The sequence below is a fragment of the Bacillus sp. FJAT-42376 genome (assembly GCF_003816055.1).
Classification (GTDB): domain Bacteria; phylum Bacillota; class Bacilli; order Bacillales; family Bacillaceae; genus Metabacillus_B.
Window position 1 is genome coordinate 225,729 of record NZ_CP033906.1, and the last position, 21,680, is coordinate 247,408.

Here is a 21,680-nt window from a genome sequence, read left to right on the forward strand (position 1 = left end):
AAGAGTGCGTAACTGACAAATAAAAGAACAAGCTTATCTATCAGGTTATTCACCCGCTGGAATTAGCACAGTGTCTGTACAGACCTGCTGCTGAGGCTTCAAAGGGCCAGTCCCTCCACCTCTCTGGATAAGAAATTATTTTTTTATAACACTATCAATCTATCAGAAGATTGTCAACATTTCTTTAATAGATATGTTTATGACTTAAATGAAACCACGAAACAGAAAACGGTTACATAAAAACAAGGAGGATGAGCAATGGCAAACAAGCTGAACGCTAACCAGAAGCTTTATGTAATGGACAATGGATGCATGAAAATGTCTTTGGAAGGAGTGATTGCGGAGGCGAAACAGTCTGTTTAGAAAAAAACAAGCAGATGACTTGATCATCTGCTTGTTTTCCCTTTCCAGAATAGATTTTCAGGAAAGGTGCCGCCCTTCACAAAAGACCGGTTTTCATTTTTTCATTATTTCTATTTCACGATTCCAGTTAGAATCAAATCCCACACCATGCGGAATTCCTCCATAATATCAGGAGATCCCCATTCTTTTGCATGCGCAGGGTGGTGGAACTTAGCAGTCGCGAAAAAGACCCCTTTAGCAGCCGCTTCCGGATCCAATGACTCGAACTCGCCGTTTGCGGTTCCTTCTTGAATGATCGGAATAATCTGGCCAATCAGCTCTTCAATATGAGCGCCGATTACATCTACGGACTCCTCAGCAAGAGACGTATACATCGCAAAAAGCTCAGGATCCTCCTTTACAAGGGAATGCTTGATGCTGATTAGCGTTTCCACCCATCTATAAAGCCGGTCTGCAGACGAGCATTCTTCCTTAAACACACTTTCAAGGGGCTGGATGATGCTGTGGAGCCATCTTTCTGCTACCGCCTCCTTCAAAGAATCCTTGCTTGGATAATGACGGTAAATGGTTCCGTGGCTAATATTCAGGACCCGCGCCACATCCACCACACTCGTTTTCTCCGGACCAAAACGGCGCAGTACTTGTTCGGCCGCATCTAAAATCATTTCCTTTGTTAATGGCTCTGCCATTCTTTATTCAACCCCCAGCGTCCCCATTTGTTCAGCGGCATAGCGTGTTCCGGCCACATCTTCAGCCGGAACCGCCTCTTCGATTCCGGCAAGTTCCGCTTCAGTGAGCTTAAGATTCAAGGCGCCAAATGCATCTTGAAGCTGGGAACGTTTACGGGCACCGATCAGCGGCATAACATCCTCACCTTTAGAAAGAACCCATGCAATTGCAAGCTGTGCCACATTTGCTTGTTTTTCTTCCGCAATTTTGCGCAGTTTTTCTACGAGAGCGAGGTTCTTATCCAGGTTTTCTCCCATGAAGCGCGGAGCAAAAGAACGGAAATCGGGAGCGCCTTGACGGTCCTTGGACCACTTGCCGCTCAGCAATCCGCGTGAAAGCACACCGTAGGCAGACAGGCTGATCCCGAGTTCCCTTAGTGTCGGCAGGATTTCTGTTTCAATCCCACGGCTGAATAGAGAATATTCAATTTGAAGCCAACTGATCGGATGAACCTTGTGAGCCCGGCGAATGGTGTCAGCATTCGCTTCAGAAAGTCCGATGTGCTTTACATAGCCCGCTTTTACCATATCTGCAATAGCCCCGACTGTTTCCTCAATCGGTACACTTGGATCAACGCGTGCCGGCTGATACAAATCAATGTAGTCCGTACCCAGCTTCTGAAGGGTTTGTGCCAAGTTATTTTTAATTGCCTCCGGTCGGTTATTCATTCCAATCCAGCCGCCATCCGGGGATCTCAGCACCCCCGTTTTTACAGCAATGAATGCATTCTCCCGATTTCTCCCCTGCAAAGCTTCCCGAAGCAAAAGCTCGTTATGGCCGGTTCCATAGAAATCCCCTGTGTCAAAAAGAGTGATGCCTCTTTCCAGCGCTTCATGAATGGTCGCGATGCTTTCCTTTCTGTCCGCTGCGCCATACAGGTCTGACATGCCCATTAAACCAAGACCGATTCTTGAAATAGAAGAGTCACCCATTTTCATATTGTCCATCATCAAATAGAACCTCCTGCTCGTTAATAAAACAATCATAGCAAAATTAAAAACAAATAACAATTTTTATTTTTTGTCATTTGATATTAGACAGGTATCCTCTCTATTTTTCCTCCTATGATACAATTATTGTAAAAGTCTACTGAAAGTGTGGTGATTCTTTTGTTTAAAGTTCTATTGATAGAGGATGATGCGAGTCTGTTTACGGAGATAAAAGACCGGCTGTCTCAATGGTCTTATGAAATTTTCGGAGTAGAAGATTTCAGCTGCGTTTTCCAGGAATATACTGAAATTAATCCGGACCTTGTGATTATAGACATTCAATTGCCAAAATACGACGGCTTTCATTGGTGCCGGATGATCCGGTCCCATTCCAGCGTCCCGATTATTTTCCTATCCTCGAGGGATCATCCATCAGATATTGTCATGTCCATGCAGTTTGGGGCAGATGACTATATTCAAAAACCTTTTCACTTTGATGTCCTGGTTGCGAAAATCCAAGCCATTCTCCGTCGTGTATATAACTACAGCACAGAAAAATCAGATCTTAAAACATGGTGCGGGGCGACCGTAGATCTGGACCGGAATACGATTTCAAATCCAGCGGGTACGGTGGAGCTGACGAAAAATGAAATGTACATACTGAAATTGCTTATTGAGCAGAAAAATAAAATTGTCACCCGGGAATACCTGATCAGCCAGCTATGGGATGATAAACGCTTTATTAGTGATAACACTCTTACCGTGAATGTAAACCGTCTCCGCAAAAAACTGGAGGATCTTGAATTAGGATCTTTCATCCAGACAAAAACAGGACAGGGTTACATGGCTTTGGAAGAGGGGTTCTTATGATCCGGACATTCCTGCGAGAAAGACGAAGCTGGATTTCCTTTTTTACCCTTCTTCAGCTTCTCGTCCTTTCGGTTGCTTATATCGATTCGTCCGTCCCTTTCACTTCTGTTCTCTATATTGTTTTTATAACGATGTTTCTTTTCGCCGCTTTTCTCATCCGCCGCTATCATAAGGAAACGAAATTTTTTAAAAAGCTGGCCGAACGCAATCATGACTTGGATATCACAAGCGTCCCCGAACCTGAACGTCCCTTTGAAAGAATTGTTGAAACGAGCATTCTCACTCAAACGAAGCAGCTGAGAGAAACGTCTGCTCTAAGCCAGCTTGCCGTTGAACAGGAAAAAGATGAGATGCTGGCCTGGATTCATGAAGTGAAAACACCGCTGACGGCCATGCATCTGATAATCGACCGGCTACAGGACGAGCAAACCAGATCTCATCTCACTCATGAGTGGCTTCGCATCCATCTGCTGCTAGACCAGCAGCTTCACCAGAAGCGGATTCCGTTCATGGAAAACGATTTATATATTGAATCCATTCACCTTGAAGAACTTATTTTTCTGGAAATTAAAACCCTGCAATCGTGGTGTATGAGAAAGAACATTGGGTTTGACGTTCATTTTGAAGCCCCAGCCGTTCTCAGTGATGCCAAATGGCTTTCCTTTATCATTCGGCAAATTCTTACGAACGCCGTGAAATACAGCAGCGGCCAAGATATTATTTTAAGCAGCAGACAAAAGGAGGACACGGTCACGCTTGAAATAAAAGACTTCGGCTGCGGGATTGACCCGCGGGATCTGCCAAGAATATTTGAAAAAGGGTTTACTTCTACGCGGAACCACCGTGATCAATCGGCTTCAGGAATGGGGCTTTATTTAGCAAAAAAAGCCGCCGCTCCATTGCTGATTTCCATAGAAGCAGATTCAGAACCCGGCATAAGCACATCCTTTACCCTTACCTTTCCCAAGCAAAATGACTTTGTCAGAACAGCTGCCATGTGACAAAAATGTCACATGGTTTTCCGCTTTGTTCGCACAATCGAAGGAAAAAGGAAAAGATCCTTTTTATAATGGATTTATCGAACAAATAAAGGAGTGCCTCATCCATGATCATTCTGGAAGCGAAAAAAGTTCATAAAAGCTATGGCAATAAATTCAACAGACACGAAGTCTTGAAAGGGCTGGATTTCCAATTTGAAAAAGGGGAATTTGTCAGCATCATGGGTGCGTCAGGCTCAGGAAAAACCACCTTGCTTAATGTTCTATCGTCCATAGACCGGATTAACAGCGGTTCCATTTCAATTGAAGGGAAAGAAATGACCGCTATGAAGGAAAAACAGCTGGCTGAATTCCGAAAGCATCATCTCGGTTTCATTTTTCAGGAGTATAACTTGCTTGATACGCTGACTGTCAAAGAAAACATCCTGCTTCCTTTATCTATCACGAATGCCTCTTCAAAGGAAGCCAGTCTGAAATTCCAGGCTGTGGCAGAGGAGCTGGGCATTTTTGAATTAAAAGATAAATATCCAAATGAAATTTCAGGCGGCCAAAAACAGCGGACATCGGCAGCCCGCGCTTTCATTCACGATCCCAGCATTATTTTTGCGGATGAGCCGACCGGTGCTCTTGATTCCAAGTCTGCCACTGATTTATTAAACAAACTGACAGAACTGAACCGAAAGCGAAAGGCCACCATTATTATGGTGACCCATGATCCTGTTGCGGCCAGCTACTGCAGCCGGGTCATCTTTATAAAAGACGGACTGACTTTCACACAGCTGCACAAAGGGGAACAAACAAGACAGGCCTTTTTCCAGGACATTATGAAAACACAGGGTGTGCTGGGCGGTGTTCCGAATGAGCGTTAACCAGCTGATTATCCGCAATTTGAAGAAGAACCTCAAAAACTATTACTTGTACGTATTTGCTTTGATTTTCAGTGCTGCTCTTTATTTCGCCTTTGTCACTCTTCAATACGATCCCTCCATGGATGAAACGAAAGGATCCATTAAAGGGGCTGCGTCGATTGGAACTGCTTCTGTTCTGCTGGTAGCGATAGTCGCCACCTTCCTTCTGTACGCCAACAACTTATTTATTAAACGGCGGAGCAGGGAAATCGGACTTTTCCAGCTTATCGGTATGACTAAATCAAAAATATTCCGGATTCTTAGTGCAGAAAACTTTATTCTATATTTCGGTTCTCTGATCATTGGAATTTTTGTCGGGTTTATGTTTTCAAGGCTGATCATGATGGTTCTCTTTAAGATTACCGGCATTAAGACCGTAGCCGATTTGAATTTTTCTCCGCAGGCCCTTATCCAGACAATCATTGTTTTTAGTACCCTTTATCTGCTGATTATGCTTATGAACTATATTTTTATTAAACGGCAAAGCATCCTTTCCTTGTTCAGGGTTGTTTCATCAGCAGAAGGAAAAGTGAAGAAAATCAGCGCGGCAGAAATCATCATAGGGATCGCCGGCATTGCCCTTATTGGGAGCGGCTACTATGTATCATCCAAACTATTTGATGGTGATTTCAAAGAAATGACGGAATTGATGATGGCCATGCTGCTGATTCTGGCTTCCGTTATTCTCGGCACCTATTTATTTTACAAGGGCACAGTCCGTTTCACTTTAAATGCAGTCCGGAAGAAGAAAAACGGGTACTTATCCATCCATGACGTTCTCTCCCTGTCATCCATTATGTTCCGGATGAAATCCAATGCCCTTCTGCTCACAATTATTACAACCGTATCTGCCCTTTCCATCGGTCTCTTGGCATTAAGCTATATCTCATACTATTCGGCAGAAAAAACATCTGAAGACTATGTGCCGCATCATTTTTCCTTAACCAGTCCCGATGCAGCCGGCCAGTTCAAAGAAGCACTGGAGGACCAAGGGATTGCTTACTCAGAAGTCAGACGTGACGTAATCATTGTTAATGCGAATGTGAAAGATATTATGGAATCAAGCTTTGAGGGAGCAACATTTGATGCCAACTCTATGGTTCTTTCAGTCATCAGCGATGAAAGCCTGAATGGACGTGATATCTCACCAAAAGAGACGTATTTTACCGGTTCCAACGATATTCAGAAAAAATTAATGAGCCTGAAGAATTCCGGACGAATTGAATGGCTTGGAAAGAAGGAAAAAGTTCCGCAAACCTATTTAGGACTGGAGGATCCTTTTCCCGTTTCTCTTAATTTCACAAGCGGAGCACTGCCGACCGCTGTTGTGGATGATACCGTATTTAAAAGACTGCAAAAGGATCTCGATCCCGCTTTGCAAAAAGAATTCTCCACTTATATTGGCATGACCATTCAAGATTCCTCTAAACTCGGCAAAGCAAATGACATATTTAAAGCGATGAAATTTGACGATGATCAAGCTTCCCGCTTAGAAATGACGAAAGACCAAAAAATTATGATGGGGCTCATGATGTTCATTGTCGGATTTTTAGGACTCGCCTTCCTGGTTACATCAGGCTGTATTCTTTACTTTAAGCAAATGGATGAAAGCGAAGATGAGAAGCCTAATTATACGATTTTGAGAAAACTTGGATTCACACAGGAGGATTTGCTGAAAGGTATCCGAGCCAAGCAGCTGTTTAATTTTGGAATTCCGCTGGCATTAGGACTGCTCCACAGTTACTTTGCCGTTCAATCCGGATGGTTTTTCTTCGGAACCGAATTGTGGACACCAATCATCATTGTCATGGTTCTCTATACGGCTCTTTATTCGGTTTTCGGGATCCTATCCGTGTTTTATTACCGGAAAGTGATCAAAGAGGCCCTGTGAGTGCCTGGTCCAGTTCATTTTCTCCGGCGCTGATCCAATCATGACAAAAGAAAACCGGATGCGATGGCAGCTTGCAAAGGAAGAACATTGAGAAGATTGAATCCCAATAAATCCGGGTATTTGGGATTTAAAGGGATGAAATGATCCCAATGACACTGGAGGGATAACCATGGCAATGCTAACGGTAGGCAATGAAAACGATGCTCCAATTGAAATTTACTACGAGGATCACGGAACAGGGAAACCTGTCGTGCTGATTCACGGGTGGCCGCTGAGCGGACGTTCATGGGAAAAGCAGGTTCCCGCTCTTATTGATGCAGGCTACCGGGTGATTACATATGACCGCAGGGGGTTCGGAAAATCATCGCAGCCTTATAGCGGCTATGAATATGATACACTCGCAGCAGATCTGAACAAGTTGCTTGAGCATTTAGACCTTCGCGAAGCTGCACTCGTCGGGTTTTCAATGGGCGGCGGAGAAGTGGCACGCTATATCAGCACATACGGGACAGAACGTGTAAGCAAAGCGGTTTTCGCTGCGGCGGTTCCACCTTATCTGTACAAGGCACCGGATAATCCTGATGGCGGCTTGGATGACGGAGCCATTGAAGAGTTCCAAAATGGGGTAAAAGGAGACCGGATCGCGTTTCTTGATACGTTTACCCAAAACTTCTTTGCAGCCGGCGATCAGACAGACCTTGTCAGCGAACCGTTCCGTCTTTATAACCGGGATATTGCTGCCATGGCGTCGCCAAAAGGCTCTCTTGACTGTATTACAGCGTTCGCCAAAACCGATTTCAGGGGCGACCTGGAGAAAATCACTATTCCAACACTCATCATTCATGGAGATTCAGATGGTACCGTTCCGTTCGAAGTGAGCGGCAAGCGCACCCATGAAATGATTCCGGGAAGCGAACTGGTTGTGGTCAAAGGCGCTCCTCATGGATTCAATGCGACCCATGCTGACGAATTTAACCGCGGTTTGATCAGCTTCCTTCAATCCTAAAACGGAATAGCTGCAAAGAAAAAACCAGTTTGATGTCCAAGCTGGTTTTTTCTTTGCTATTTTCCGTATCCGCACTCCTCTGTTTTAAGCTATAGTCAAAAGAGACAGACTCTAACAAGGAGGAGCAAGATGAACGACACCCCCGTATTGCATATTGAAAATGTCAGTAAACGAATCCGGCATAACCAAATCCTTTCAAGCGTCAGCCTGACTGTAAAGAGCGGAGAGATTCTCGGTTTGCTTGGACCAAACGGTTCCGGTAAAACGACATTGATCCGATCCGTTCTCGGTCTTGTTTCCATCAATACCGGGGTCATATCCATCGGCGGCTATTCCGTAAAAAGAAATTTTGAAAAAGCCGTGAGCCACGCCGGTGCGATTGTAGAGAATCCGGAGTTTTACAATTATATGAGCGGTTATTACAACCTCGTTCATTTTGCGAATATGAGTGACCCCATCGGAAGAGGCCGAATTGCGGAAGTATTTGACTTGGTCGGTTTGGGAGAGCGGATTCACGATCCGGTGCGCACCTATTCCTTAGGCATGCGGCAGCGGCTTGGCATTGCGCAGGCTGTCCTTCACAAGCCCCAGCTTCTGTTACTGGATGAGCCAACGAACGGTCTTGATCCGTCCGGTATACGGGAACTCCGGGAATACTTGAAGAATCTGCGGGATAAAGAGAATGTGGGCATTGTGATTTCCACTCATTTGCTGAAAGAAGTAGAAGACATGTGTGACAGGGTGGCCATTATTAAAAAAGGCAGGATTTTATCCGTTCAACCTGTACATCATGAAGCTGATGATTTGCCAATTCGTGTTCTATTTGAAACAAATCAGCCGCTTGAAGCAGAGGAAGCTGTTAAAATCTACTCTCCGCAGCCTGTTCCCGGCGGTCTGGAATTCCTCGTGAATCGGGAGGACATTCCACACATCAACAGGAAGCTCACAGAAAACGGAATTGATGTCTTCGCCATTTACCCGAAACGCAAAAACCTGGAGGAATCTTTCCTCGAGCTGACAGAGGAGGCACCGGAATGATCCGTCTGTTAAAAAACGAACATATGAAGATTTTTTTACAGAAAGGGACCTGGGCCCTGGCAGTCGGTCTCGCTGTCATCAGCTTCACGATGGCCCTTTTTATGAAGAAAATACTGACCGGCGCAGGCGTAGAAGAAAACGGCCTCGGCTTCCTGTCGTTCAGCACCGGTTTTTTAGGCATGCTGCCTTTCTTCACCGCGGCTATTGCCGGAGCGATTGTAGCAGGCGAATTTGAACGGGGAACGAGTGAACTACCCACCACTTACCACCCTTACAGGTTGCTTGAAGTGGGGGCTTCTTGGGTACTCGCCACTTTTACCAGCTGACGAAATGGACCAAGCTAACCCTCTTGTTCCAAGAGTTTATATATGACTAGGCAATCGCTAATAAGTGAATGCCTTCTTTTTTGATATTGATTGCCGCGTTGACATCTCTGTCAAGATGAAGCCCGCATGAACATGTATATGTTCGAAGGTTCATTGGCATTGATTGCGTGTTTCCGCAACCCGAACAAGTCTTGGTAGATGGAAACCATTTGTCGATTTTGACAAGTTTCTTCCCTTGTTCGTTTAGTTTGTATTTCAAGAAAGAAGTGAACATCCCCCACCCGTTATCCGCAACACTTTTGCCAAACTTCAAGGCTTGCGACATTCCTTTCATATCCAAGTCTTCAATAATGACGGCATCATAAGTTTTCACCATTTCTTTTGACTTATGGTGAAGAAAGTTCTTGCGTTGATTGGCGACTTTTTCTTGAATTTTAGCAACTCGAACACGTTGTTTATTCCAATTCGAAGAGCCTTTCTTCTTGCGAGAAAGTTTACGCTGTTCTTGGGCTAATTTATCAAGCATTTGACGATAGAACTTCGGATAATTGGCTTTCTTACCCTCGCTATCGACATACAATCCATCCATCGCAAAATCCAACCCAACGACGTTTTCAATTTTTTTACTTTCAATTTGCTTCTCGTACTCTGTGAGGATGGAAATGTAGTATTTTTCTGATGCAGTCATTGATAGAGTACAAGATTTGATGACATACTCTGCAGGAATGGCTCGATGTTGTTTGATTTTGACCTTTTTGAGTTTCGGCAATTTAATATGACCACCCAGCAGTTGAATGTTTCCATTCACGACATTGGTTGTATAGCTTTGTTTGTGTCGTTTGTTTTTGAACTTCGGAAACTTGGCGTTTCCTTTGAAAAAGGCTTTATACGCTTTATCCAAGTTTAGTTGAGCGTTCGCTAACGATAACGAGTCTACTTCTTTCAGCCACTCGAACTCACTCTTGTACTTAGCTGGAGTCGGATGTTTTACTTTTTTCAATGCTTCTTTGTCCTCTTTCAACCGTTCATAAGTCGCTTTTCGTTCCGCTAACATTTTGTTGTACACAAAACGAACACAACCGAAGGTTTTGCGGATAACCAGTGCCTGTTCTTCTGTTGGGTACAAGCGGAATTTATACGCTTTGTTTTGTTTAGCCATATCAAATCACCTCATTTCATCCCTTGATTTTCGATATATTTCTTCACGATTTCAAGAGGAGAACCGCCAGTCGTCAACAAACAGAAACTTCTTGACCAAAACATCTCTTTCCACAACTTTTTTCGGACAAGAGGGAACTCTTTTTTTATAAGCCTTGAACTGGCACTTTTGTATGCGTTGATAAACTTAGATAATTCAGTGTTTGGGTGAGCTTTGAACAGGATATGAACGTGGTCGATGTCGTGATTCCACTCGACCAATGTAATATTGTAGTTTTCACCCAATGAGACAAATTTATCTTTGGCATAGTCTGAAATAGTGTCGTCAATGACATTTCTTCTATATTTTACAACTAAGACAAGATGGTAATGCATCAAGAATACTGAATGGTTATTACTATCTAATTTCATTGATAAATCAATCCTTATTTGTTATAAGACTGATTATACCAAATGGCAGTTGAAAACAAAAGCCTTTGGGCTGTCGCCCAACCAAAATTCATCTCCCCCTTACCGTTGGTGCTGTCTCACCTTCACACGCTTGAAGAGGGAGACTTCTTTCGAAAGTTCGTTAAATTTTTATTGATCAGAAAAGCGACCCGCACGAAAGTTCTCCTTTCCAAATACATCACAGCCGTTCTTTTCAGTGTTTATTTCGTTCTATTGTATTTAGTTCTATCCGTTCTTCTCGGAATGCTCCTTTTCGGATTTCAAAACACAGCAGAAAGCGGTCCGCTTTTAACAACGGCTCTAATCGATTACGCTGACTGCCTGGTCGAAACCATCATGACGGCGACGTTTGCCTTTATGCTCTCTGCCGTTTTCAGAAGCACGGTTCTTTCTGTCGGACTGACTTTCGTGATCATTCTTGGTGCCAAAGGGGCAGTCCAGCTTCTTGCCCATTATGATGTGGCATGGGGCAGGTTCTTGCTGTTTTCCAATACAGGGTTCGGTCAGTACGCAAGAGGGAATATGCCGCTGTTTGAAGGCATGAGCCCCTCATTCACTTTCTTGGTCCTGCTGTTTCATCTCCTGTCTTTTCTTGGACTGGCATGGGCTTTCTTTGTAAAAAGAGACGTGGCCCATTAAAAACCATGGTAACCCTTTCAAAAAAACCACCAGGCGGTTTACGAATGAAGAGAATTAGAGTAAACTAGGTTCAGATGTTAATTGATAATGAGTATCATTATTATGAGGTGGACCACAATGAACCTAAACCAAATTCAGCAGAATGAAACATTTCAAATACAGGATTTAACCGATCTCCATCCATTTGTTAAACGCCGTCTCAAGGATCTCGGTGTATACGAAGGAAAAGAGGTCAAAGTCATCCGCTATTGCCCGCTTGGAGGCCCGTGCCTATTAGAATGCTCTGGACAAAGAGTAGGGATTCGCAGAAAAGACACGTTCTGCATTAAAGGGGCTCGTCTTTCATGAATACAGCCCTGTTTGGCAATCCGAATACAGGAAAAACCTCTCTATTTAATCAAATTACCGGTTCTTATGAATATGTAGGGAACTGGAGCGGGGTAACGGTTGATAAAAAGATTGGGAAGATTAAAGATTCCATGCAGTCTTTGATTGACTTGCCCGGTGTCTATTCCCTTAATCCGCTTTCCAATGATGAACGGGTCGCGTCCATTGCACTTCTTCAGGAAGAAGCCCAGCAGATTCTGAATATTGTTAACGCCAACCAGCTTGAGAGAAGCCTCTATTTAACGATTGAGCTGCTGGAAACGAATCTCCCTCAAATCGTTGTGCTGAATATGATGGATCTCGCTGAGAAGCGCGGCATCTCCATTGATTTAGAGCGTCTCGGTGAATTGCTTGGGGTGAAGAGCTATTCTGCTGTTGCCCGCAAAGGCCATGGCTGTGAAGAGATTACCCAGCTGTTTAAAAGCGAGCCGGTTTATTCTTCTGCCCCATTTGTCATTTCCTATCATCCAATCATTGAGGCATCTATTTCACGCATGCTCACTGAAATAGGGGAAGAAGGAAACATGAAAAAGCGCTGGGTGGCGGTTCAATATTTGATGAACAATGAACTCATCCAGCTGGAAATGAACAAGAAGTTTCCGGGACTCATCCGAATAAAGGAAGAAGCCGAGGAACAGCTTTTCGAGGCAGCCGGCCATTCTGCTGAAGATGATATGTACCAAACAAGAAATGCCTTTATTACGAATCTGTTTGAGCAGGTGACAGAACAGCAGGGTCAGCGCGAAAGCCTTCCTTTGACCGCCTGGATAGACAAAATTGCAATCCATCCGGTTTTGGGCATTCCCTTTTTCCTTCTCATCCTGTTTGCGGTTTTCCAGCTGACGTTTGATTGGCTTGGAACCCCCATTTCCGATATGCTGGACTCCTTTTTCACAGGGCCTTTAACCAGTGGAGCCGAGCTGCTATTGAACAGCATCGGTGCCACACCGTTCATACAGGCTGTTGTCCTTGATGGAATTATTGCGGGTGTAGGCGGGGTTCTCGTGTTTGTCCCGCAAATCTTTATTCTGTTCTTCTTTATCTCCCTATTGGAGGATTCCGGATATATGGCCCGCGTGGCTGTTGTGATGGACCGCCTGATGGAATACATCGGACTGAATGGAAAAGCATTCATCCCTCTTGTCATCGGGTTTGGATGCAACGTGCCGTCCATTATGGCAGCGAGAACGATTGAACAGCCTAGGGAACGTTTGCTGACTATTCTCGTGTCGCCTTTCATGTCCTGTTCGGCAAGACTTTCCGTATACGCTCTTTTTGCGGCAGCCTTTTTTGAGAAAAACCAGGCACTGATCGTTCTTTCCCTGTACGTTCTTGGGGTCGTAGTCGCGATGATTGTCGCAAAAATTCTTTCGCTTTTCCTGAAAAATGAAAAATCCTATTTTGTCATGGAGCTGCCTCCATATAACGCTCCGCAAATGCGGCAGCTGCTGAAAAGTACGTGGGACAAAGGAAAAGGCTTTGTGCGAAAAGCAGGAACCTTTATTTTGGGAGGAACGGTCTTCATTTGGCTGCTATCATACCTTGGACCGGGCGGTGCAGACGTTCCAATCGACGAAAGCTTTATGGCGATTGCGAGCGGCGCGATTGCTCCAATCTTCGCTCCGCTTGGATTTGCGACCTGGCAGGCCGTTTCTGCACTCATTACCGGCTTCCTTGCGAAGGAAGTGGTCGTGGCAACCATGAATATCCTGTATCACGTACCGGATGGACAAACGATGGCAGGGCTTTTGCCAAACTATTTCACACCGCTCTCAGCCTATACGTTCCTTGTATTTATCCTATTGTACACACCATGCCTGGCTACGGTTGCCATCATGAAAAAAGAAACAGGCAGCACAAAAATCACACTGTTCTCAATTGGCTATTCGTTTGTGATCGCCTATATCGTAGCCCTTGCGGTTTATAAAGTAGGGCAATTTATCGTATAAGAGGAGGTTTCCGATATGATCGCAAGCATCATCTTAGGACTGCTCATTTTTGGATACGCCACATGGATGGTTGTCTCCTTTTTCAAAAAAAGCCGCCAGGGAAAATGCGGCACATGCGCTTTAAATAAATCCTGCAAATCCGGCTGCTCGATTGTGACGGCAGAGGAACGCGGAGATCTGCTGAAGCATTCCACCAGGTAATAAATAGCAAGGCCAGGCTTTCAGAGCCTGGCCTTTTCTAGTATGCTTGAATAAAAACGGAGGTAAGAATCATGGAAACAAAACGATTGCAGATCCAGGAAATACCAGGATGGGGAACGTATCTGCGCGGTCAGTGGGAAGCCCGGTTTGCAGGGCATCTCTCTGCTGAGGAAAAAAAAGAGATCCATCTAGACTCCTTTTTATGGCATGTGTGCAGCTATAAAAAGATAGACTGCCTGGAAAAGCAGGAAGCCATCCACGCATTTCAAAAGCAGCAAAAGGAGAAGTGCACCTTCTTTTATCAGTTTGTGGATGATGCCTTTTTAATCAATCATCCCGCTTCCTTAAGCATGGAAGACCTGCCTTATGAACGGCTGCATATGGATTTTGGGGATTTATATGTAATGGACTGGGAACAGAAGTGGACATTTGTGATGACGCATGAGTCAAGCTGCGGTCCTTATTTTATCCAATTGTAAAGGATTGCAAATCCCTTGCGATTGCTCTTCCCAATTCGTTCAGCGCTGCCTTTGTCCCGTATTTCCCATGGCTCTGGCCGTTTTTATCCTGTCCCCCGCCTAACCCCAGAAATTGCTCGGACGGCTTAAAATGAAGGCCGAGCAGCGGAATCCGAAGCCTTTGATGAAAACCAGTCTGATAAGCTGCGCCCGGGTAGGGTTCAAGCGCTTTGGGCGGGTCGAATTTAATCCCCGGTTCGGCCTTTTCAAACAGAGCGCAGTGCTCTCTTCCTAGAAGAATGACCATGCTGGGTCTTAAAAACTCGAGCTTTTCCTGCAAAAATTCCCGCGAAAAATCAGAACCGAGCAATTTAAGTTTCTCTTTAATCCTTCCCATGTGAGTGCGTGTGGCAAAAGGAAAGAAATCGGAATGAATGACGTTTTTGAAGCCCGGCGAACCGTAAAAGGAACCGCCAAGTCCGTTTAAAAATCCTTCCAGTTTTGCCCCATCAGGTTTGCCGAACCAAGTGCGGTACGCTTTTCCTGCTTTAAAATACGTTTGATAGTACTCAATCGCCGATTCTAACTGAGCCTCGTCCTTTGCATACTCCGCTAATGATTGTCCATTTTCCCGGATATGAAATCTTGCCTGCTCTCCAAGCAGAAGCTGATTGTTTTGATTGATAAATTCCTTCGGAGACGGATTCGTGGCCATCGTGACCCAGCTGCCCGGAACCGCCTCGCCCAGCCACACAACCGGTGTGGCTCCTTCGATAAATTCACGAGAAATCGGTGTCCCGAGCAGCTCCTCCTGATGCCGGGAAGCACTGGCTATTAATGATTTAGCCTTGGCTAAACGTTCTTCACCAAGAGAGAATGAGCTCATAGCGATTCGCCTCCTTAGTGTATAAACCATCTCCTTTAAGAAGGATTTTTAAACCTATGAACACTCACCCAATCTTTATATAAAAATGAATGGCTAGAGACACACTAATAAGCACGGATTGCATGCAAAGGATGTGTCATGTATGGATTTTTATCTCGCCCAGGAAACACTCTCCATTATGGAATGGGTTCTGCGGTCGGTGATCGGCTTTGTCTTTTTGGTGATTGTCGCAAAAGTATTGGGTCAGCGAACCATTTCCCAGCTGCGGCTGCTCGATTTCGTGATTGCCTTAGTCATCGGCAATATTATCGCCCATCCTTTATCGGACCATCATCTGGGAATGAAGGGATCGATCGTATCAACGATTGTACTGGTAGTCTTGTACAGCCTTGGTATTCAATTGACCCTGAAATCGCCTGGTTTTAGAAGATTCATTAGTCATAAATCCGTCACCGTTGTAGAAAATGGGGACATTCTCGTTCAGGGATTAAAAAAAGCAAGAATCTCGATGGATGTTCTCCTGGAAGAATTGCGGGAAGAGAAAGTAGACGACGTAAAAAAAGTAGCATTAGCTATTTGGGAAGCAGATGGAAAAATGTCCGTATTTCTGCATCCTGAATACGAACCGGTCACACCCGTTTCCCTTCAGCTAAAAACGGAGCCCTTTAACTTCCCGCGAACCATTATTATGGAGGGCAGGGTACTATCCGAAGTACTAAATCAGCTGCACAAAGAGGAAAGCTGGGTCGTCAGCCGGCTGGAAAGCCTATACCACACAGAGGTTCAGCACGTGCTGCTGGGCACTCTGGATGGGAAGGATCAGCTGAAGGTCTTTTTGTATAAATAACCCTTTTTAAACCCTCAGCAAATCCCGTATATCCTCTTCCGTCAGGGTAAACGGCGTTTTTTCATCCATGTCCACAATCTCTTTAATGAGCTGCCGTTTTTTATCCTGCAGCTCGTTCATTTTTTCCTCAATGGTCCCACGGGTGATGAGCTTGATCACGTTCACTTTGTTGACCTGGCCCATCCGGTGCGCCCGGTCAGCTGCCTGCTCCTCTACCGCCGGATTCCACCATGTATCAAAGTGAATGACGGTATCCGCGCCCGTCAAATTCAAACCCGTACCGCCTGCTTTCAATGATATGAGGAAAAGATTCCGCTCGCCGGCATTAAACCGGCTGCACAGTTCCACCCTTTCCGCCATGGCGGTTTGGCCATCGAGATAAAAGTACGCCTTGCCCTGTACCGCTAATGCTCGCCCGATCAGATCAAGCATGGAGGTGAACTGGGAGAAGATCAGCACCCTTCTTCCTGAGAGCCTGGCCTCCTCCAGAATGTTCATGAGCTGATCAAATTTCGCCGACCCTCCGCTGTATCCGTCTACGAACAGGGATGGATGACAGCAGATTTGCCGCAGCCGTGTAATTCCGGCTAAAATCTTAATCTTGTTTTTTTGAATGGTCTCTTTATCCAAGTGCTTCAGGGTATCGTGGCGAAGCTTTGCAAGGTAGGCTGCGTAAAGCTTTTTCTGCTCGGGAAGCAGCTCGACGATCTCCAGCGACTCGATTTTTTCAGGAAGCTCGGAAAGCACGTCCTCCTTCATGCGGCGGAGCATAAATGGACGGATCCGCCTTGCGACCTTTTTCCTTGTGAGCGTGCTGTATTCCTTTAACCCCATGAACAGCTCAGGAAAAACCACATGAAAGATCGACCACAGTTCTTCCCTCGAATTCTCCACAGGTGTGCCGGTCAGTGCAAACCGGTGGCCGGCCTGGATCCTTTTTACCGCTCTTGCCGTCTGGGTGACTGGATTTTTAAAGGCTTGGGCCTCATCAAAAAAGACTGTATGAAATACCCGTTTTTCGTACTCTTGTATATCCCGTCTCACAAGCGGATAGGACGTGATCAGAACATCTGCAGCTGCATCATCCCGGAAGCGGCCCGCTCTCTCTTTCCGGCTTCCGTCCATGATGATGGCCTCGATTTCCGGTGCAAACTTTTCAATTTCGTTTTTCCAGTTATACAAAAGGGATGACGGACAAACAATCAGGACCGGCCTTTTAAACCGGCGGATCTCAGGAAGAACAGACACGATATACGTGATGCTCTGCAGCGTTTTCCCAAGCCCCATATCATCCGCCAGTATTCCTCCGAACCCGTTCCCGGCAAGAGATTTCATCCAGCGATATCCGTTCTTTTGATAATCCCTCAGCACAGATTCAAGCTTCTCGGGAACAGCAATTTCCAGTTCATCGGGGTGGAGCAGATTATTCAGCAGATGCTGAACCGAATCCTCGAGAGTCCCGGAGACAGGGATGGAATCCAGAAGCTGAAGTCCTTTGATCAGAGGAACTTCAAGCTCTTTTTCCCAGTCCTCCGCCTGAACCGGCGCCGCTGTTAAGAACCGGTAAATCTCCTCGTATTCCCGTGTTTCAAGGGAAAGCAGAGCCCCGCTTCTCAGCCGGTAATACTTCCTTTTTTCATCCAGTGCCGCAAGTACATCACGAATTTCCTTTTCCGGAATACCGTCCATTTCGAATTTAAATTCCAGCCAGTTCGTGCGCTCCCGTTTAGCCTCCACCTTAATTCTCGGTGCTGACGTTTCTTTAAAAATCCGGCTTCGGACGGCGGTCGTTGCATGCACCTGGGCAAATTTCTCAAGCTTCGGCAAGACGTGATACAGGAACTCGTACTCCAACAGCTCATTTTGAAGATAATAGCCGCTGTCCGTCCGGGCAAACGAGCTTTCCTCCATCATTTTCAGGATCAGATCCTCCCTTTCTGTATCACGGATGACCCTGGACAGAGCGAGCACTTCTTGTTCGTCCAGCGGATTAAACGCCATATTTCCGTAATGAAATTCAAGACCCGCAAGAAGCCGGTTCTTCACCCGGTCCAAATAGAGCTTGGCTGTAAGGGATGCTTCGGCCATCCGTTTGGAAATCGTCCCGGATATGCTAACCTCCCCGAGTCTCCGAAGCCCCGGGACCACCTTTTCCAGATAAAGATTGACCTGCTGCGGAGGAATAGGAATCGTGTTTTTGCCTGAAGCATCGACGACCCGCTTCAGTTCGGTGAGCCGCTCAAAATTTTCCGTACCCAGTCGGAACAACACTCCTGAGGATATAACGGATTGGTAGGGCTTCAAGAAAATCAGGTCTTGCAGGCCCCCCGCTTTCAGCTCATATCCTCTGCCTTCTTCATAGAAATCAAATTGAAGCGGCAAAATGCCTTCCGATAGCTGCATGCCGGAATAGATGTCCCCATTGACCTCAATCTCTGCATAAGGCGCCCGCAAAAGGGAGGGGAGAAGCAGATTCCATGAAAAAGGAGAAAGGAGGAGCTGATGGCTGTCCTGTTCAGCCCTCTCATTTTGTACAATCGCAAAAAGCTGCTGGATCACAGCGTCTGATTCTTTCGTGAAACAATGAGATATCGGATTAAACTCGAATTGGGCCGTAAGGTTGAAGGGCTGTCCGCTTATAATGTTTTCCAGAAAGGTCCTGATCTTCCGGATTTTAACGGATTCAACCGTGAGTTCCAGTGCAAGCAGAAGCTCGCCGTCTTCCCTCGGAACCGGCTTGCACGTAAACGCCGCCTGAAGTACGGTTCGATTTTCAAAATAGTTCTGCTCCCCTGTTTTGCGGGTTTGCCGGTCCTTGAAGGCCGTCAGCAATTCCTCCGTCAGGGCATAGTCAGGAACGGCTGGTGTCTCTCCCTCCGCTTGGACCTCAGGAACCGTCCCTTGTTTCTGATGTTCGTCCAACGTCAGCAAGACGGCCGCGATGTGCTGGCATTCCTGTTTAAAGGAAACAAGCTTCGGACAGCTGCATGCTGCCCGGAACCCTCCCAAGGAGTCTACCGTGACCGATACACGGAACTCCTCTGTACTCTGAACGATTGCCTCACAGCCATCCTCCCGGTACTCCTGGAACTTAACCTTATTGGAACGGCGCAAGGAATCTCCGCTCTTCAAAGAGACACGGCCGCACCGTTTTTCAATGATTTTTCTGTTCAGCTCTATATTCAAAGCAAAGGCCCCTTAAAGAAAGATTTCATTCGTACATGCTATACTTTACCTACCATTTTAACAGAGGGGGAACGAAAAATGAGGATGGGAATCATTGGCCTTGGCGACATCGCCAAAAAAGCGTACCTGCCTGTTCTGTCCGAAAGGAAGGATCTGGAGCTTGTTCTTTGCACAAGAAATCAGGATACGCTCAAGCATCTTGCCCAGGTCTACAGACTGGCGGAAACGGCTCAGACGGTGGATGAATTAATCACTAGAAATATCGATGCCGCTATTATCAGTACAGCGACAGAAGCACACGCTGAAATCGCGGAAAAGCTCCTGCAAAACGGAATCAGCGTCTACATAGACAAGCCCGTCTCCCTGAATTTCAGCGAAACCAAAAGAATTGCTGAGCTTGCGGAAAAAAGCGGCAAAGTAGCGATGACCGGCTTCAACAGAAGATTCATCCCCCGTGTCAAAGAGCTGAAGGAACACGGCAAGGCAAGCCTGATTTTAATGCAGAAAAACCGGTTTGCCTCTCCTGATCATGTCCGGCGGTTTGTCGTTGAGGACTTTATCCACGTGGTCGACACCCTCCGGTTCCTGATGGGGACAGAGGTGAAGGATGTAAAAACGGAGTTCCTGAAAAATGGGGATATGCTGGATCACATCGTAGTTCAGCTGATTGGAGACGGCTGCACAGCCATCGGAATCATGAACCGGAACGGTGGAGTAACGGAGGAAATCATTGAATACTCCGCCGGCCATCATAAATATACGGTAAATAGTCTTGTCGAAACGACTCATTTTCATCATAAAGACATCAGCGTGACGCAATTTGGGGATTGGGAACCGACTTTGTTCAAAAGGGGATTTTATCAAATCATGGATCACTTCATCGATTGTGTGCGGGAAAACCGGGTCCCCGATCCGTCCTTTGAGGATTCCCTCATCACTCATGAGATTTGCGAGAGGATTGTAAATCAGATTGATCCGCAAGCCTGAATGAAACTATTTAAAAGAAGCAGGCCAATAAAGACTGGCCTGCTTCTTTTGCTTACAAACTTAAATCAACATAAAATGGCGGTTCCACTCCGAGAATCCGGGCATACAGGATCAATTGTCCTTTATGATGCGCCTCGTGGCCAATAAGGCGGTAGAGCATTTCTTCAGTCGGTTCCGTCAGTTTAAAGAGATCAATGGTTGTTTCGCTCTTTAAATCTTCATCTGTAAGCGACGCGATGATCTCTTCATGGACGTTCGTGAGCTCTTCTAACAGCTTGCGGGCTTCCGGTAAGGTTTCCGGAACAGGAGGGATATTCATTTCCCGTCCCTCGATCGGAGCGAGGAAGAACTCCGGGGTCCAGGCAAGGTGATGGACAAGTTCAATTACCGTCATTCCTTTCTCCCAAGGACGCCATGACCCCTTTGATTCAGGGAATACAGCGGCCAGTTCAATTAATGCGTTTCGATGCATTTTCCAGCGTTTCATTGCTTTCTGGCCTTGTGTTCGTTCTTCAGACATCATCATTCCTGCCTTTCATGCCGTCTAGGCATTCAATTTGTTTTTATTTCTTACGGTTCTGCCTACCCGCTAAATTTACCACATTCCCTTGCGATTTACCCTTCCTGCACATGTCCGGCAAAAATAAAGCGCTTGCAAAAATGAAAGTTACACGTATACTTGTATACAAGTATACTAGAATGGTAAAGAGGGTTGGGGTATGACGAACAGCAAGGAACACTTATACCCTGCAAAATGGCTTTCCAAAGCTTCGGCTGGTGAAAGAATCGCTTGCGAACTAAGAATATCCATTGTTTCAGGCAAAATTGAAAGCGGTACCAAATTATCCGAAAACAAACTTGCGGCAGACTTTTCTGTCAGCCGGTCACCCGTCCGTGAAGCGTTAAAAATACTGGCCTCTGAAAATATGATTCAGGCAGAAAGAATGGGTGCCGTTGTCACGGGCTTAACAGACAAACACATAGAAGAAATTTACGACGTCCGGCTTATGATTGAATCCTTTGTATTTGAACGGATTGTAAAAACGGACACCGAAGGTTTGGTAAAAGAGCTGAATAAGATCTTCGAAATGATGAAAATCGCCATCAAATATGGCGATGCCGATGAATTTTCCTTCCAGGATGTCCTGTTTCATGAAACGATTATCCGGGCGATTGATCATTCGTACATGCTGATGATCTGGAATAATTTAAAGCCCGTCATGGAGAGTTTAATTCTGTTATCCATGCGCGTCCGTTTCAGGGAAAAATACGAGGATTTCCAGAGAATTCTCGACAACCACGAGCTTTATATTCAAGCGATCAGCACCAAAGACCGAACCTTAATGATCCAGTCGCTGCATCAGAACTTTGATGATGTGCAAGGGAAAGTAGAAGACCTCTGGATGTCCCAGCAGCTGCTGGCTAAAGGGGCCGAACAGTCCAATCCATAAGATTCGACCTAATATCAAAAGGA

Annotated in this window: 22 protein-coding genes and 1 riboswitch; of the genes, 15 read left to right on the forward strand and 7 right to left on the reverse strand. The window is 45.7% G+C overall.

Annotated features, from left to right (window positions below; translation table 11 throughout):
- Positions 1 to 30: 30 nt before the first annotated feature.
- Positions 31 to 134: riboswitch (SAM riboswitch) on the reverse strand.
- Between the two features lie 339 nt (positions 135 to 473).
- Complete coding sequence (locus CEF21_RS01065) at positions 474 to 1,052, reverse strand: TetR/AcrR family transcriptional regulator (protein ID WP_123913027.1); 579 nt, start codon at positions 1,050 to 1,052, stop codon at positions 474 to 476.
- A gap of 3 nt (positions 1,053 to 1,055) precedes the next feature.
- Complete coding sequence (locus tag CEF21_RS01070; protein WP_346773362.1) at positions 1,056 to 2,042, reverse strand: aldo/keto reductase; 987 nt, start codon at positions 2,040 to 2,042, stop codon at positions 1,056 to 1,058.
- 159 nt (positions 2,043 to 2,201) lie between these two features.
- Here CEF21_RS01070 and CEF21_RS01075 point away from each other — a divergent pair, with 159 nt between their 5' ends.
- From CEF21_RS01075 to CEF21_RS01105, 7 genes are all read left to right on the forward strand, one after another.
- On the forward strand, positions 2,202 to 2,891 hold the full coding sequence (locus CEF21_RS01075) for a response regulator transcription factor (RefSeq protein ID WP_123913028.1): 690 nt from the start codon (positions 2,202 to 2,204) through the stop codon (positions 2,889 to 2,891).
- Positions 2,888 to 3,892 carry a sensor histidine kinase gene (locus tag CEF21_RS01080; RefSeq protein WP_123913029.1) on the forward strand — a complete coding sequence of 335 codons (1,005 nt, stop codon included), beginning with the start codon at positions 2,888 to 2,890 and terminating at the stop codon, positions 3,890 to 3,892. Before CEF21_RS01075 ends, CEF21_RS01080 begins: the two co-directional genes overlap by 4 nt.
- A 104-nt stretch (positions 3,893 to 3,996) precedes the next feature.
- Positions 3,997 to 4,758: an ABC transporter ATP-binding protein gene (locus tag CEF21_RS01085; RefSeq protein WP_123913030.1), complete on the forward strand. Its 762-nt coding sequence runs from the start codon at positions 3,997 to 3,999 to the stop codon at positions 4,756 to 4,758.
- The gene (locus CEF21_RS01090; protein WP_123913031.1) at positions 4,748 to 6,688 is read left to right on the forward strand and encodes an FtsX-like permease family protein; all 1,941 of its coding nucleotides are present in this window, start codon (positions 4,748 to 4,750) and stop codon (positions 6,686 to 6,688) included. The genes CEF21_RS01085 and CEF21_RS01090 overlap by 11 nt, the downstream gene beginning before the upstream one ends.
- 169 nt (positions 6,689 to 6,857) lie before the next feature.
- Complete coding sequence (locus tag CEF21_RS01095; RefSeq protein WP_123913032.1) at positions 6,858 to 7,694, forward strand: alpha/beta fold hydrolase; 837 nt, start codon at positions 6,858 to 6,860, stop codon at positions 7,692 to 7,694.
- A 129-nt stretch (positions 7,695 to 7,823) separates the two neighbouring features.
- Positions 7,824 to 8,732: an ABC transporter ATP-binding protein gene (locus CEF21_RS01100; RefSeq protein WP_123913033.1), complete on the forward strand. Its 909-nt coding sequence runs from the start codon at positions 7,824 to 7,826 to the stop codon at positions 8,730 to 8,732.
- Positions 8,729 to 9,058 carry a hypothetical protein gene (locus tag CEF21_RS01105; protein WP_123913034.1) on the forward strand — a complete coding sequence of 110 codons (330 nt, stop codon included), beginning with the start codon at positions 8,729 to 8,731 and terminating at the stop codon, positions 9,056 to 9,058. The genes CEF21_RS01100 and CEF21_RS01105 overlap by 4 nt, the downstream gene beginning before the upstream one ends.
- 46 nt (positions 9,059 to 9,104) lie before the next feature.
- Here CEF21_RS01105 and CEF21_RS01110 read toward each other — a convergent pair whose 3' ends face one another.
- Together CEF21_RS01110 and tnpA are read right to left on the reverse strand one after the other, a co-directional pair.
- Complete coding sequence (locus CEF21_RS01110) at positions 9,105 to 10,217, reverse strand: RNA-guided endonuclease TnpB family protein (RefSeq protein WP_123913035.1); 1,113 nt, start codon at positions 10,215 to 10,217, stop codon at positions 9,105 to 9,107.
- An 11-nt stretch (positions 10,218 to 10,228) separates the two neighbouring features.
- Positions 10,229 to 10,627: an IS200/IS605 family transposase gene (tnpA, locus tag CEF21_RS01115; RefSeq protein WP_123913036.1), complete on the reverse strand. Its 399-nt coding sequence runs from the start codon at positions 10,625 to 10,627 to the stop codon at positions 10,229 to 10,231.
- Between the two features lie 42 nt (positions 10,628 to 10,669).
- Here tnpA and CEF21_RS01120 point away from each other — a divergent pair, with 42 nt between their 5' ends.
- The 5 genes from CEF21_RS01120 to CEF21_RS01140 all read left to right on the forward strand — a co-directional run bounded on the left by CEF21_RS01120 (position 10,670) and on the right by CEF21_RS01140 (position 14,321).
- Complete coding sequence (locus CEF21_RS01120) at positions 10,670 to 11,305, forward strand: DUF2705 family protein (protein WP_123913037.1); 636 nt, start codon at positions 10,670 to 10,672, stop codon at positions 11,303 to 11,305.
- Between the two features lie 117 nt (positions 11,306 to 11,422).
- A complete protein-coding gene (locus CEF21_RS01125) occupies positions 11,423 to 11,653 on the forward strand; it encodes a FeoA family protein (protein ID WP_123913038.1) in 231 nt (76 codons plus the stop codon).
- Positions 11,650 to 13,641 (forward strand): ferrous iron transport protein B, encoded by a 1,992-nt coding sequence (feoB, locus tag CEF21_RS01130; RefSeq protein ID WP_123913039.1) that lies wholly within the window; start codon positions 11,650 to 11,652, stop codon positions 13,639 to 13,641. Before CEF21_RS01125 ends, feoB begins: the two co-directional genes overlap by 4 nt.
- A gap of 15 nt (positions 13,642 to 13,656) precedes the next feature.
- Positions 13,657 to 13,842: a FeoB-associated Cys-rich membrane protein gene (locus CEF21_RS01135; protein WP_123913040.1), complete on the forward strand. Its 186-nt coding sequence runs from the start codon at positions 13,657 to 13,659 to the stop codon at positions 13,840 to 13,842.
- Positions 13,843 to 13,913: 71 nt separating this feature from the next.
- Entirely contained in the window at positions 13,914 to 14,321 is a 408-nt protein-coding gene (locus CEF21_RS01140) for a DUF4275 family protein (protein ID WP_123913041.1), read from the forward strand.
- On the opposite strand, the gene CEF21_RS01145 is transcribed toward CEF21_RS01140, so the two are convergent.
- The gene (locus CEF21_RS01145) at positions 14,308 to 15,186 is read right to left on the reverse strand and encodes a hypothetical protein (RefSeq protein WP_123913042.1); all 879 of its coding nucleotides are present in this window, start codon (positions 15,184 to 15,186) and stop codon (positions 14,308 to 14,310) included. The two genes, CEF21_RS01140 and CEF21_RS01145, sit on opposite strands and share 14 nt — an antisense overlap.
- 142 nt (positions 15,187 to 15,328) lie before the next feature.
- Between CEF21_RS01145 and CEF21_RS01150 the strand changes: the two genes are divergently transcribed.
- Positions 15,329 to 16,033 (forward strand): DUF421 domain-containing protein, encoded by a 705-nt coding sequence (locus CEF21_RS01150; protein ID WP_123913043.1) that lies wholly within the window; start codon positions 15,329 to 15,331, stop codon positions 16,031 to 16,033.
- Between the two features lie 6 nt (positions 16,034 to 16,039).
- Here CEF21_RS01150 and CEF21_RS01155 read toward each other — a convergent pair whose 3' ends face one another.
- The gene (locus tag CEF21_RS01155; protein WP_123913044.1) at positions 16,040 to 19,219 is read right to left on the reverse strand and encodes a DEAD/DEAH box helicase; all 3,180 of its coding nucleotides are present in this window, start codon (positions 19,217 to 19,219) and stop codon (positions 16,040 to 16,042) included.
- A gap of 78 nt (positions 19,220 to 19,297) precedes the next feature.
- Between CEF21_RS01155 and CEF21_RS01160 the strand changes: the two genes are divergently transcribed.
- Positions 19,298 to 20,206 carry a Gfo/Idh/MocA family protein gene (locus CEF21_RS01160; RefSeq protein ID WP_123913045.1) on the forward strand — a complete coding sequence of 303 codons (909 nt, stop codon included), beginning with the start codon at positions 19,298 to 19,300 and terminating at the stop codon, positions 20,204 to 20,206.
- Positions 20,207 to 20,258: 52 nt separating this feature from the next.
- Here CEF21_RS01160 and CEF21_RS01165 read toward each other — a convergent pair whose 3' ends face one another.
- On the reverse strand, positions 20,259 to 20,726 hold the full coding sequence (locus CEF21_RS01165; protein WP_241156744.1) for a DinB family protein: 468 nt from the start codon (positions 20,724 to 20,726) through the stop codon (positions 20,259 to 20,261).
- A gap of 199 nt (positions 20,727 to 20,925) precedes the next feature.
- Here CEF21_RS01165 and CEF21_RS01170 point away from each other — a divergent pair, with 199 nt between their 5' ends.
- Complete coding sequence (locus CEF21_RS01170) at positions 20,926 to 21,657, forward strand: GntR family transcriptional regulator (RefSeq protein ID WP_123913046.1); 732 nt, start codon at positions 20,926 to 20,928, stop codon at positions 21,655 to 21,657.
- Positions 21,658 to 21,680 lie beyond the last annotated feature (23 nt).

Bases quoted from the DNA above. Each gene is read 5' to 3' on its own strand.
- CEF21_RS01065 (WP_123913027.1), bottom strand. From the start codon at position 1,052: ATGGCAGAGCCATTAACAAAGGAAATGATTTTAGATGCGGCCGAACAA.
- CEF21_RS01070 (WP_346773362.1), bottom strand. From the start codon at position 2,042: ATGATGGACAATATGAAAATGGGTGACTCTTCTATTTCAAGAATCGGT.
- CEF21_RS01080 (WP_123913029.1), top strand. From the start codon at position 2,888: ATGATCCGGACATTCCTGCGAGAAAGACGAAGCTGGATTTCCTTTTTT.
- CEF21_RS01085 (WP_123913030.1), top strand. From the start codon at position 3,997: ATGATCATTCTGGAAGCGAAAAAAGTTCATAAAAGCTATGGCAATAAA.
- CEF21_RS01090 (WP_123913031.1), top strand. From the start codon at position 4,748: ATGAGCGTTAACCAGCTGATTATCCGCAATTTGAAGAAGAACCTCAAA.
- CEF21_RS01095 (WP_123913032.1), top strand. From the start codon at position 6,858: ATGGCAATGCTAACGGTAGGCAATGAAAACGATGCTCCAATTGAAATT.
- CEF21_RS01100 (WP_123913033.1), top strand. From the start codon at position 7,824: ATGAACGACACCCCCGTATTGCATATTGAAAATGTCAGTAAACGAATC.
- CEF21_RS01105 (WP_123913034.1), top strand. From the start codon at position 8,729: ATGATCCGTCTGTTAAAAAACGAACATATGAAGATTTTTTTACAGAAA.
- CEF21_RS01110 (WP_123913035.1), bottom strand. From the start codon at position 10,217: ATGGCTAAACAAAACAAAGCGTATAAATTCCGCTTGTACCCAACAGAA.
- tnpA (WP_123913036.1), bottom strand. From the start codon at position 10,627: ATGAAATTAGATAGTAATAACCATTCAGTATTCTTGATGCATTACCAT.
- CEF21_RS01120 (WP_123913037.1), top strand. From the start codon at position 10,670: ATGGCAGTTGAAAACAAAAGCCTTTGGGCTGTCGCCCAACCAAAATTC.
- CEF21_RS01125 (WP_123913038.1), top strand. From the start codon at position 11,423: ATGAACCTAAACCAAATTCAGCAGAATGAAACATTTCAAATACAGGAT.
- feoB (WP_123913039.1), top strand. From the start codon at position 11,650: ATGAATACAGCCCTGTTTGGCAATCCGAATACAGGAAAAACCTCTCTA.
- CEF21_RS01135 (WP_123913040.1), top strand. From the start codon at position 13,657: ATGATCGCAAGCATCATCTTAGGACTGCTCATTTTTGGATACGCCACA.
- CEF21_RS01140 (WP_123913041.1), top strand. From the start codon at position 13,914: ATGGAAACAAAACGATTGCAGATCCAGGAAATACCAGGATGGGGAACG.
- CEF21_RS01145 (WP_123913042.1), bottom strand. From the start codon at position 15,186: ATGAGCTCATTCTCTCTTGGTGAAGAACGTTTAGCCAAGGCTAAATCA.
- CEF21_RS01150 (WP_123913043.1), top strand. From the start codon at position 15,329: ATGGATTTTTATCTCGCCCAGGAAACACTCTCCATTATGGAATGGGTT.
- CEF21_RS01160 (WP_123913045.1), top strand. From the start codon at position 19,298: ATGAGGATGGGAATCATTGGCCTTGGCGACATCGCCAAAAAAGCGTAC.
- CEF21_RS01165 (WP_241156744.1), bottom strand. From the start codon at position 20,726: ATGTCTGAAGAACGAACACAAGGCCAGAAAGCAATGAAACGCTGGAAA.
- CEF21_RS01170 (WP_123913046.1), top strand. From the start codon at position 20,926: ATGACGAACAGCAAGGAACACTTATACCCTGCAAAATGGCTTTCCAAA.